Below are 11870 nucleotides of genomic sequence, written 5' to 3'. Positions count from 1 at the left end.
GCCCATGCTCGTCGGTGAAGCGGCGACCTGGCACGAGGTCGAGTCGGCGCTGTACTGGGTGGACATCAACGGCCACACGGTCAACCGGGTCCACCCGGCGAGCGGCAAGTACACCTACTGGAAGATGGGGTCGGAGCCCTCGGCCCTGGCCGTCGATGGCGACAACAACCTGATCGTCTCGACGCGCACGGGTCTCATCTGCCTGAACACGACCAGCGGCAAGGAAACCCCGATCGCCGACGCTCCCTACGATACGAAGATCGTGCGCTTCAACGACGGCCGCGTCGACCCGGCAGGCCGTTTCTGGATCGGCACCATGTACGAGCCGCGCGACAAGCCGGCTGCCGAGATGTACGTGCTCGAGCGCGGCCAGCTGCGCCGGGCCTGGGCAGGCGGCATGACGAACTCGAACGGCCTGGCCTGGAGCCTGGACGGCCGCACCATGTTCCATGCCGACACGACCACGCACCGGATCGACTGCTACGACTACGACCCCAGCACCGGCGCGCATTCGAACGGGCGCACCATCAAGACCTTCTCGACGGACAAGTCGGCTGCCGACTATGGCGGCCGTCCGGACGGCGCGACAGTCGACAGCGAAGGCGCCTATTGGGTGGCGATGTTCGAAGGCGGCCGCGTGCTGCGCCTGTCGCCAGGCGGCGAGATCCTGCGCGAGATCGCCCTGCCCGTGCGCTGCCCGACCTCGGTCGCCCTCGGCGGCTCGGACCTGCGCACGCTCTATATCACCAGCGCCAGCCACGGGCGTTCGGCTGCGGAATTGGAACAGTATCCGCTCAGCGGCAAGGTGCTGTCGATCCGTGTCGACGTCGCCGGACGCGAAGAACCGGAATATATCCACCGTTGATTCGTAGGGTGGACGGCTTTGCCGTCCGCGCGTTCAACTACATGATGAAACGACGCGTGTCGTCCATTCTTACGCTGTTTGAACGCGTGGGCGGGGGGACCCGCCCACGCTACGCAATTCCGTAGTAGATTTTCTTGCTTGACGCTTATCCGTGTAGTAAATTTACACAAAGCTTCCATTCCCTTCTGAAGAAATTCCATGGCCCTTTCCGATTTCGATCTCGTCTTCTTCGGCGGCAGCGGCGACCTTGCAATGCGCAAGCTGCTCCCTGCGATGTACGCGCGTGACGTCTGCGACGACCTGCCCGACAGCGCCCGCATCATCTGCGTCGGCCGCGACGACTTCTCGCAGGAAGACTTCCTCCAGTTCGTCGAGAAGAACTCGAAGCCGAACATCAAGGAAACCCCTGTCGAGGCGACCTGGGCGCGCTTCCTGAAGCGCATCGTCTACGTGGCCCTGAACGCTACCGACGTGAAGACCTATGCCCCGCTGGTCGAGGTGTTGCGCAAGGACGAATCGCTGACCCGCGTCTACTACCTGGCGACGCCGCCCCACCTGTTCGCGACCATCTGCGACAACCTGGCAGCCACCGGCCTGGCAACGCCGAATTCGCGCGTGGTGCTGGAAAAGCCGCTGGGCCGCGACCTGGCTTCGGCCAAGCAGATCAACCTGGATGTCGGCAAGGTCTTCGCCGAGTCGCAGATCTACCGGATCGACCACTACCTGGGCAAGGAGACCGTGCAGAACCTGCTGGCCCTGCGCTTCGGGAACATCCTGTTCGAGCCGCTGTGGCGCCGCGAATGGATCTCGGACGTGCAGATCACCATCGCCGAGAAGATCGGCGTGGGCAACCGCCTGGGCTACTACGACACCTCGGGCGCGCTGCGCGACATGCTGCAGAACCACCTGCTGCAGCTGCTGTGCATCGTCGCCATGGAGCCGCCGACCTCGATCGCGCCGGACGCCGTGCGCGACGCCAAGCTGCAGGTGCTGCGCTCGCTGAAGCGCTTTACGCCGACCACCCTGTCGCAGAACATCGTGCGCGGCCAGTACCGCAGCGGCTACGTCGACGGCCAGCCGGTGCCGGGCTACCGCGACGAACCGGACGCGCCGAAGCAGTCGAAGACCGAAACCTTCGTCGCCATGAAGGCCGAGATCGATACCTGGCGCTGGGCCGGCGTGCCCTTCTACCTGCGCACGGGCAAGCGCATGGCGGACCGCCTGGCCGAGATCGTGGTGCGCTTCAAGCCGATCCCGCATTCGATCTTCAACCAGCCGACCTCGAGCTTCCAGCCGAACAGCCTGGTGATCCGCCTGCAGCCGGACGAAGGCCTGTCGATGAACCTGATGGCCAAGACCCCGGGCGACTCGATGCGCCTGAAGCAGGCCGAGCTCGAACTCGACTTCCGCGAGCAGTTCAAGAGCCCGCGCATGGAAGCCTACGAGCGCCTGCTGGTCGACGTGCTGCGCGGCCAGCTGACCCTGTTCATGCGCGGCGACGAGCTGGAAGCGGCCTGGGAATGGGTCGAGCCCATCCTCGAGCACTGGGAGCAGGGCGACAGCGCACCGGTACCCTACACCTCGGGCACCTGGGGCCCCGCCGCCTCGAGCGCGCTGATCGGGCGCGACGGCCTGCAGTGGCGCGAAGAAGTGCTGCCGGAAGACTGAGGGTTTCAGAACGATGCTGCTCGATTCCATCCGCACCCAGCTCGACTCGCTCTCCAAATCGGAGCGCAAGGTCGCGCTCGCGGTGCTGGCCGCGCCCAACGTAATCGTCAGCCAGAACATCACGGCGCTGGCCAAGAGCGCCCAGGTGTCCGAGCCCACCGTGGTGCGCTTCTGCCGCACCCTCGGCTACGACGGCTGGCACGAGTTCAAGCTCAAGCTGGCCCAGGGCCTGGCGCTCGCGCTACCCGGCGCGAACGAGCAGCCGGCCCCGGACGACCTGGCCTCGGACCTGGTGAATAAAATCTGCAGCCGCTCGATCAACACCCTGCTCGACCTGCGCAACAACCTCAAGCCGGAACTGGTGCAAAAGGCGCTCGACATCCTCTCGCGCGCCAACAAGATCGAGTTCTACGGCCAGGGCTCTTCCGGTTTCGTGGCCGCCGACGCCCAGCACAAGTTCTTCCGCTCGGGCGTGCCGACGGTGGCCTATACCGACCCGGCGATCCACTCGATCGCCGCGGCCCTGCTGCGCGAAGGCGACGCCGTGGTGGCGATTTCCCAGCGCGGCAACAACCCGGCGCTGACCCGCTCCGCAAAACTGGCGCGCCGCGGCGGCGCCGACGTGATCGTGCTGGCGCCGTCGGGCACGCCGCTGGCCGAGATCGCGACCCTGTTCATCCCCATCGACCTGGTGTTCGCGATCGACCCGTATACCCCGATCTCGGCGCGCCTGGCCTACCTCGTCGTGATCGACGTGCTGGCCGTGGGCCTGGCCCTGCAGCGCGGGCCGGAATTCCGCAAGAAAATGCAGAACGCCCAGAAGGCCTTGCAAGAATTCGATATGCAGTTCGATTCTTTCATCGGTTAAGGCAAAACCGCCACAGGTGTAAAATACCCGGTCTCCATAGCAATTCCGGGTATGCCCATGCACATCAATCCAGAACGCAGTTCCCGCCCCGATTACGCCCTGCTGGTGCGCCAGGTCGAGAGCGTCCTCGAAGGCGAACGCAAGCTGATGGCGAACGCCGCGCAGTTTTCCGCCCTCGTCTACGACACCCTGGCCGACCTGAACTGGGCCGGTTTCTATTTCACCGTCCCGGCCCGCAAGGGTGATGGACAAGACCTGCTGGTCGGCCCCTTCCAGGGCAAGCCCGCCTGCGCCCGCATTCCCTTCGGCCGCGGCGTCTGCGGCACGGTCGCTGTCGAGCGCAAGACCATCGTCGTGCCGGACGTGCACGCCTTCCCCGGCCACATCGCCTGCGATTCGGCCTCAAGCTCGGAGATCGTGATCCCGGTGATCAAGGATGGCGAACTGCTGGGCGTGTTCGATATCGACAGCCCGGTCCCGGACCGCTTCTCGGAAGAAGACCGCGCCGGCCTGGAAGAAATGCTCGCCGCCTTCATCGACGGCACCGATTTTTAACTTGTTACCTCTCTCTTCGCCATGAACCAGCTCGAACAACTCAAGCAGTACACCACCGTGGTCGCCGACACCGGCGACTTCCAGTCGATCAAGGCCTATGCGCCGCAGGATGCGACCACCAACCCTTCGCTGATCCTGAAGGCCGTGCAGAAGCCGGAATACCGTCCGCTGCTGGAAAAGGCCATCGCCGACGCGCCGCACGCGAGCACCGAGGAAATCGTCGACAACCTCCTGATCGCCTTCGGCGTCGAGATCCTGAAATACGTGCCGGGTCGTGTCTCGACCGAGATCGATGCCGCCCTGTCCTTCGACACCGAAGCGACCGTCGCCAAGGGCCGCGAACTGATCGCCCTGTACGAGAAGAACGGCGTGGCGCGCGAGCGCGTCCTGATCAAGATCGCGTCGACCTGGGAAGGCATCCGCGCCGCCGAGATCCTGGAGAAGGAAGGCATCCACTGCAACCTGACCCTGCTGTTCTCGCTGTGCCAGGCGATCGCCTGCGCCGAAGCTGGCGTCAAGCTGATCTCGCCCTTCGTCGGCCGCATCTATGACTGGTACAAGAAGTCGACCGGTACCGATTATCAAGGCGCCGAAGACCCGGGCGTGCAATCGGTCAAGCGCATCTACCAGTACTACCGCAAGTTCGGCTACGACACCGAAGTGATGGGCGCGAGCTTCCGCAACACCTCGCAGATCCTGGAACTGGCGGGCTGCGATCTGCTCACCATCTCGCCGGACCTGCTGCAGAAGCTGGCCGACTCGGACGCGCCGGTCGAGCGCAAGCTGGTGGCGGACGCGAATGCGGACATCCAGAAGATCGCGATCGACGAGAAGACCTTCCGCTTCATGCTGAACGAAGACGCGATGGGGACCGAGAAGCTGTCCGAAGGCATCCGCGCCTTCGTGGCGGATTCGATCAAGCTGAAGAAGATGATCGAAGAGCTGAAGAAGTAAATAGAAAACGCGGCCTTCAAGGCGCGTTTTTCGTAGGGGTGGCCCAGTCCAGTGAACTGGGCTACGCTTCGCCGACCGCGCGTTCAACCAGCGTCAAAACGGACGATGCGCGTTATCTCGCCATTTATTTGAACGCGAGGACGGCGGAGCCGTCCACCCTACGACCGCAGGCCAGCCAGGTAGGTATCGATCACCGTCCCACCCAGCTCCTGCAGATTGAACATGGTCGGCTCGAAGATCCAGTTGCGGATCAGGCCATCGACCATGATCCAGCCGCCCTGGGCGGCCGCCCGGGTGCTCACGCCGGGGCGCAGCAAACCCTTTTCCTGCGCCTGCTTCAGGTGCCCTTCCATCCGGTCCTGCCACAGCCCGATCGACTCGCGCCGGCGCGCGCGCACGGAATCCACCTCGTCGATGAACTCGGTCTTCAGGGTCGCGATCTCGAACACGCGGCGCGCCTTTTCGTCTTCGACCACGATGCGCAGCACGGTCATCATGTCGTCGCGCAGGCACTGCAGGGGATCCTTCACGTCGCGCTGGTTGTCGAGGACCTGCATCGCCTCGTCCATCGGCATCTTGGCGCGGTCGAACATGGCGTTGAAGAGCGCGCCCTTGTCCAGGAAATGCCAATAGATTGCGCCGCGCGTCACGCCCGCAGCGCTCGCAATATGTTGTAAAGTTGTTCTTGAAACCCCTTGTTGCGCGAACAATTTTTCTGCCGCATCAAGGATGCTGTCGCGGGTGACCGCAGCTTCCGCTTTCGTCTTACGTGCCATTTTTTTGTTGCCCTCCCATTTGAAGGGGTGCCCCAGCAATAAACATACAGCCGTGATAGTATATAAAACTGTTCCCAATTGCCAGTGACGATTCGCAAGCGGTCGAAGTGTCTGCAAGCGGTAGTCGTTTTAATAATGAGAAGGAAGCATACGTAATGCGCTCAGACCACTCCTCCCTTTCCCCGACCTTGTCCCTTAGCCGGATCGCCGCAGCCACCCTGGTGGCCGTGACCCTGCTCGCGGCCTGCGGCAAGAAAGACGCTCCGGCCGCGGGCGGCCCCGGCGGCGGCATGCCGGCGCCGGAAGTCGGCGTCATCACCACCCGTTTCGAACCGGTCGCGCTGCAGACCGAACTGCCGGCCCGCGCCGAGCCGGTCCGCACCTCGCAGGTGCGCGCGCGTGTCGACGGCGTCGTCCTGAAGCGCCTGTTCACCGAGGGCAGCGAAGTCAAGCAGGGCCAGTCCCTGTTCCAGATCGACCCGGCGCCTTACCAGGCCCAGGTGGCTGCCGCCCAGGCCGACCTCGGCCGCGCCCAGGCCACCCTGACCCAGGCCGCCGCCCAGGCCAACCGCTACAAGCCGCTGGTGGAGGCGAACGCCATCAGCCAACAGGAATATACCAACGCCGTCGCCGCCCAGAAGCAGGCCGAAGCCGCCGTGGCCGCCGCCAGGGCGCAGGTGCGCATCGCCCAGATCAACCAGGGCTATGCCAACGTCTACGCGCCGATCTCGGGCCGCATCGGCCGCGCCCTGGTGACCGAGGGCGCCATCGTCTCGGCCGCCCAGGCGACCGAACTGGCGCTGATCCAGCAGACCAATCCGATGTACCTGAACATCACCCAGTCGGCCTCCGAGCTGCAGCGCCTGCGCAAGCAGGCCGGCCAGAATGGCGGCAGCGCCAGGGACGTGCCGGTTACCGTGATCCTGGACGACGGCACCGAGCTTGGCGCACGCGGCAAGCTGCTGTTCTCGGACGTCACCGTCGACCCGAGCACCGGCCAGGTCACCCTGCGCGCCACCGTGCCGAACCCGGACAACTCGCTGCTGCCGGGCCAGTACGTGCGCGTGCGCATCGCCCAGGCCCAGATCCCGAACGGCATCGTGGTGCCCCAGCAGGCCGTGACCCGCGGCGGTCCCCAGGGCGACACCCTGATGGTCGTCGGCGCGGACAACAAGCCGGCCCAGCGCACCGTCAAGATCGCGTCGCAGCAGGGTTCGAGCTGGATCGTCACCGAAGGCCTGAAGGAAGGCGAACGCGTGATGGTCGACGGCTTCCAGAAGCTGCAGATGCTGCCGCCGGGTACCCCGGTCAAGGCAGTGCCATGGCAGGCATCGGCGCAGGCCGCGCCAGGCTCGGCTCCGGCCGCTGCCTCGACTGGCAAGTAATTCGCCGGAACAGAACAGGACAACTTCATGGCACGTTTTTTTATTGACCGCCCCATTTTTGCGTGGGTGATCGCGCTGTTCATCATGGTGATCGGCGGTGTGTCGATCACCCAGCTGCCGATCGCCCAGTATCCGAACGTGGCTCCGCCATCGATCGTGATCAATGCCGCCTATCCGGGCGCATCGGCGCAGACCCTGGAAGACTCGGTCATCTCCGTCATCGAACGCGAGATGAACGGCTCGCCAGGCCTCGTCTACATGGAATCGAGCAGCACCGCCAACGGCAGCGGCTCGATCACCCTGACCTTCGAGACCGGGACCAACCCGGAACTCGCCCAGGTGGACGTCCAGAACCGCCTGTCGCGCGCGTCGCCGCGCCTGCCGGCGGCCGTGAACCAGCAGGGCGTGCGCGTCGACAAGGTGCGCGCGAACTTCCTGCTGTTCACCATCATCTCCTCGGACGATCCGGCATGGGATCCGATCCGGCTGGGTGACTACGCTTCGCGCACCATCCTGCCCGAGATCCAGCGCATCAAAGGCGTCGGCACCGCGCAGCTGTTCGGTACCGAGCGCGCGATGCGCGTCTGGATCGACCCGGCCAAACTGGTGGGCTTCCGCCTGTCGCCGGCCGACGTCAACAACGCGATCCGCAGCCAGAACGCCCAGGTGGCTTCGGGCACCATCGGCGACCTCCCGCTGTCCCAGGGCCAGGAGATCACCGCGACCGTGGTGGTGACCGGCCAGCTTTCGACCGTCGAACAGTTCGGCAACATCGTGCTGCGCGCAAACCCGGACGGCTCCACCGTGCGCCTGAAGGACGTGGCCCGCCTCGAGATCGGCGGCCAGGGCTACTCGACCTCGGCGCGCCTGAACGGCAAGCCCTCCACCGGCATCGGCGTGCAGCTGGCGCCGACCGGCAACGCGCTGGAAACCGCGCGCCTGGTGCGGGAGCGCGTGGACGAACTGGCGAAATTCTTCCCGGCCGGGATGAAGGCCACCGTGCCGTTCGACAGTACGAAGTTCATCGACATCTCGATCGAACAGGTGCTGCACACCCTGGTCGAAGCGCTGGTGCTGGTGTTCCTCGTCATGTACCTGTTCCTGCAGAACTTCCGCTACACCGTGATCCCGACCATCGTGGTGCCGGTCGCCCTGCTCGGTTCCCTGGGCACCCTGCTGGCGCTGGGCTACTCGATCAACGTGCTGACCATGTTCGGCATGGTGCTGGTGATCGGTATCGTGGTCGACGACGCCATCGTGGTCGTCGAGAACGTCGAGCGCATCATGTCCGAAGAAGGCCTGTCGCCGCTCGAAGCCACCCGCAAGGCCATGGGCCAGATCTCGGGCGCCATCATCGGCGTGACCGTGGTCCTGATGTCGGTGTTCGTGCCGCTGGCCTTCTTCGCCGGCGCCGTGGGTAACATCTACCGCCAGTTCGCGGTCGTCATGGTGTCCTCGATCGCCTTCTCGGCCTTCCTGGCGCTGTCGCTCACACCGGCCCTGTGCGCCCACCTGCTCAAGCCGGTGGAAGCCGGCCACCACCATGACAAGCGCGGCTTCTTCGGCTGGTTCAACCGCAAGTTCGCGTCGACCGCGAAGGGCTACGAGGGCTGGGTCGGCAAGCTGATCCGCGGCTCGGGCCGCGCGCTGGTCGCCTTCGTGCTGGTGATCGGCCTGGTGGTGCTGTTCTTCACGCGCATGCCGAGCTCCTTCCTGCCGAACGAAGACCAGGGCTACGTCATCGCCAACATCCAGCTGCCGCCTGGCGCGACGCTGGAACGCACCAACGAAGTGATGCGCACCGCCGAAGCCTTCATCATGAAGCAGCCGGAAGTGGCGAACATGGTCAGCGTGCTGGGCTTCTCGTTCTCGGGCGCGGGCCAGAACATGGCGCTGGCATTCATTCCGCTGAAGGACTGGGACGAGCGCAAGGGCGAGGGTTCGAGCGCCCAGGCGCTGGCCGGCCGCATCATGGGCGGCCTGTCGGGCGTGCGCGACGCCTTCATCTTCGCACTGTCGCCGCCGCCGATCCCTGAACTGGGCCGCGGCACCGGCTTCAGCTTCCGCCTGCAGGACCGCGGCGGCAACGGCCACAACGCCCTGCTGGCAGCCCGCAACCAGCTGCTCGGCATGGCGGCGCAGAGCAAGATCCTGACCGGCGTGCGTCCGGAAGGCCTGGAAGACGCGCCGCAGGTCATGCTCGACATCGACCGCGACAAGGCGCAGGCCCTGGGCGTGACGTTTGATGCGATCAACACCGCGATCTCGACCTCGCTGGGTTCGAGCTATGTGAACGATTTCCCGAACGCCGGCCGCCTGCAGCGTGTGGTGGTGCAGGCCGAGGCCAGCGCCCGCATGCAGCCGGACGACCTGCTGCGCCTGAACGCCCTGAACGTCCAGGGCCAGCCGGTGCCGCTGTCCTCGTTCGCGACCACGCGCTGGGTCACCGGTCCGATGCAGACGCTGCGCTACAACGGCTATCCGGCGATGAGCATCTCGGGCGACGCCAAGCCGGGCTATTCGACCGGCGATGCGCTGGCCGAGATGGAACGCCTGGCAGGCCAGCTGCCGCCGGGCTTCGCCTTCGAGTGGACCGGCCAGTCGCGCGAGGAACAGCTCTCGGGCGGCACCATGGGCATCCTGATGGCCTTCTCGCTGCTGGCGATCTTCCTGGCCCTGGCCGCGCTGTATGAAAGCTGGTCGATCCCGGTGTCGGTGCTGCTGGTGGTGCCATTCGGTATCCTGGGCGCCGTGCTGGCGGCCATGCTGCGCGGCTACCCGAACGACGTGTACTTCAAGATCGGCCTGGTGACCATCATCGGCCTGGCGGCGAAGAACGCGGTCCTGATCATCGAGTTCGCGAAAGACCTGCAGGCGCAGGGCAAGTCGCCGGCGGAAGCGGCGATCGAGGCGGCGCACCTGCGCTTCCGCCCGATCATCATGACCTCGCTGGCCTTCATCCTGGGCGTGCTGCCGCTGGTGATCGCAGGCGGCGCCGGCTCGGCATCGCAGCGCGCGATCGGTACCGGCGTGATGGGCGGTATGATTACGGCTTCCACGCTGGGCGTGCTGTTCGTGCCGCTGTTCTTCGTCGTCGTGCGCAAGATCTTCAAGGGCAGCAAGCGCCAGCAGGACAAGTATGCGCACCACGCCGAGGGCGCCGTGTCAGTCGAAGGAAAACAACCATGATCGAAACGATGAAAAAACTGACCCCGTTGGTCCTGGCAATGAGCCTGGCCGGCTGCATGTCGCTGGCGCCGAAGTACGAGCGTCCGGCAGCGCCGGTATCCCAGGCCTTCCCGGAACTGGCCAAGCCGGCCAATGCACCGGCCGCCACCGTGGCGAACGAGGCCCCGGTGAACCTGGCCTGGCAGCAGTTCTTCCCGGACGCGCGCCTGCGCGGCCTGATCGAGCAGTCGCTCACCAATAATCGCGACCTGCGCGTGGCGATCGCCAACATCGAGCAGGCCCGTTCGCAGTTCCGCATCCAGCGCGCCGACCGCCTGCCTTCGGTGGGCTTCGGCATCAGCGGCCAGCGCCAGACCACCGGCGAAGACCAGCCGATCGAGAGCCTCTACCAGTCCGGCCTGTCCGTGACGGCCTTCGAGCTCGACCTGTTCGGCCGCGTGAAGAACCTGTCGGACGCCGCCCTGGCGCAGTACCTGGCGACCGAGGAAGCCCGCAAGGCGACCCAGATCAGCCTGGTCGCGTCGGTGGCCAACGCCTACCTGCAGCTGCTGGCGGACGAGGAACTGCTGCGCATCACCCAGCAGACCCTGGAAACCCGCCAGGAATCGCTGCGCCTGACCAACCTGCGCTTCGAGAACGGCGTGTCCTCGCGCTTCGAGCTGCAGCAGGCCCGCTCGCTGGTGGAAACCGCGCTGGCCACGCTGGCCGCGACCCAGCGCCAGCGCGCCCAGGACATCAACCTGCTCACGCTGCTGGTCGGCGGACCGGTGGGCGACAGCCCGGCCGGCGCCACCCTGGCGCAGACCGAGCTGCCCGACCTGCCGGCCGGCCTGCCTTCGGATCTCCTGGTGAACCGTCCGGACATCCGTTCGGCCGAACAGCAGCTGATCGCGGCCAACGCCAACATCGGCGCGGCGCGCGCGAACTTCTTCCCGCGCATCACGCTGACTGGCTCCGTGGGCAGCGCCAGCACCGAGCTCTCCGGCCTGTTCAAGAGCGGCTCCTACGGCTGGACCTTCGCGCCGCAGGCGGTGCTGCCGATCTTCGACTACGGCCGCAATACCGCCGTGCTGGGCGGCGCCCGCGCACAGCGCGACATCGCGGTGGCGCAGTACGAGCGCTCGATCCAGCAGGCCTTCCGCGAAGTGGCGGATGCGCTGGCCGGCCAGTCGACCTTCAGCGAGCAGCTGCGCGCCCAGCGCGCGGTGGCCGAGGCCGAAGCCGACCGCTTCAACCTGGCCGACCTGCGCTACAAGAACGGCGCCGCCAGCTACCTCGACCTCCTGGACGCCCAGCGTTCGCTGTTCCAGGCGCAGCAGGCGGCGATCTCCGCCAACCTGCAGCGCCTGCAAAACCAGGTCACGCTCTACCGCGTGCTGGGCGGCGGCTGGAGCGAGCCGGCGCAGCCGGTGGCTGCGCGCTGAGCGTCATCAGCTGAATCGAACCGGGCCCGCGTGGCCCGGTTTTTTTTCTCCCGCCGCTTCACGCCCCCCAAACCTTGGTGTCAGGTCTGACATTCAGACACGAGCTGAGCAATCAAGGGGTCGGGCGCTCTGCCCCTCCCAGCTGAGGCTGTGTCCGAATGTCAGACCTGACACCAATTGCAGCTG

The 11870-nt window shown here is 65.8% G+C and carries 9 protein-coding genes; 8 read left to right on the top strand and 1 reads right to left on the bottom strand.

Annotation, left to right across the window (positions count from 1 at the left end; all coding sequences use genetic code 11):
- Positions 1–4 precede the first annotated feature (4 nt).
- The 5 genes from ACQ7JA_RS13755 to tal all read left to right on the top strand — a co-directional run bounded on the left by ACQ7JA_RS13755 (position 5) and on the right by tal (position 4910).
- The gene (locus ACQ7JA_RS13755) at positions 5–865 is read left to right on the top strand and encodes an SMP-30/gluconolactonase/LRE family protein (RefSeq protein ID WP_430898582.1); all 861 of its coding nucleotides are present in this window, start codon (positions 5–7) and stop codon (positions 863–865) included.
- 198 nt (positions 866–1063) lie between these two features.
- On the top strand, positions 1064–2533 hold the full coding sequence (gene zwf, locus ACQ7JA_RS13750; protein WP_430898580.1) for a glucose-6-phosphate dehydrogenase: 1470 nt from the start codon (positions 1064–1066) through the stop codon (positions 2531–2533).
- A gap of 13 nt (positions 2534–2546) precedes the next feature.
- A complete protein-coding gene (locus ACQ7JA_RS13745; protein ID WP_231057022.1) occupies positions 2547–3401 on the top strand; it encodes an SIS domain-containing protein in 855 nt (284 codons plus the stop codon).
- Between the two features lie 57 nt (positions 3402–3458).
- Positions 3459–3956 (top strand): GAF domain-containing protein, encoded by a 498-nt coding sequence (locus tag ACQ7JA_RS13740; protein WP_430898578.1) that lies wholly within the window; start codon positions 3459–3461, stop codon positions 3954–3956.
- Positions 3957–3977: 21 nt separating this feature from the next.
- Positions 3978–4910, top strand: coding sequence for a transaldolase (tal, locus tag ACQ7JA_RS13735; RefSeq protein WP_430898576.1), 933 nt, complete (start codon positions 3978–3980; stop codon positions 4908–4910).
- 158 nt (positions 4911–5068) lie between these two features.
- Here the strand turns inward: tal and ACQ7JA_RS13730 are convergent, their stop codons facing one another.
- A complete protein-coding gene (locus ACQ7JA_RS13730; protein ID WP_430898574.1) occupies positions 5069–5686 on the bottom strand; it encodes a TetR family transcriptional regulator in 618 nt (205 codons plus the stop codon).
- A 155-nt stretch (positions 5687–5841) separates the two neighbouring features.
- Between ACQ7JA_RS13730 and ACQ7JA_RS13725 the strand changes: the two genes are divergently transcribed.
- The 3 genes from ACQ7JA_RS13725 to ACQ7JA_RS13715 are packed head-to-tail and all read left to right on the top strand — an operon-like array spanning position 5842 to position 11684.
- Positions 5842–7071 (top strand): efflux RND transporter periplasmic adaptor subunit, encoded by a 1230-nt coding sequence (locus ACQ7JA_RS13725; RefSeq protein ID WP_430898572.1) that lies wholly within the window; start codon positions 5842–5844, stop codon positions 7069–7071.
- A 27-nt stretch (positions 7072–7098) separates the two neighbouring features.
- Positions 7099–10260: an efflux RND transporter permease subunit gene (locus ACQ7JA_RS13720; RefSeq protein ID WP_430898570.1), complete on the top strand. Its 3162-nt coding sequence runs from the start codon at positions 7099–7101 to the stop codon at positions 10258–10260.
- A complete protein-coding gene (locus ACQ7JA_RS13715; RefSeq protein WP_430898568.1) occupies positions 10257–11684 on the top strand; it encodes an efflux transporter outer membrane subunit in 1428 nt (475 codons plus the stop codon). The genes ACQ7JA_RS13720 and ACQ7JA_RS13715 overlap by 4 nt, the downstream gene beginning before the upstream one ends.
- Positions 11685–11870: the final 186 nt, after the last annotated feature.

The organism is Massilia sp. BKSP1R2A-1 (assembly GCF_050586525.1).
In the GTDB taxonomy this organism is placed as follows: domain Bacteria; phylum Pseudomonadota; class Gammaproteobacteria; order Burkholderiales; family Burkholderiaceae_D; genus Telluria.
Note: the sequence above shows the minus strand (reverse complement) of the source record. Positions and strands in the feature narration are given on the sequence as shown.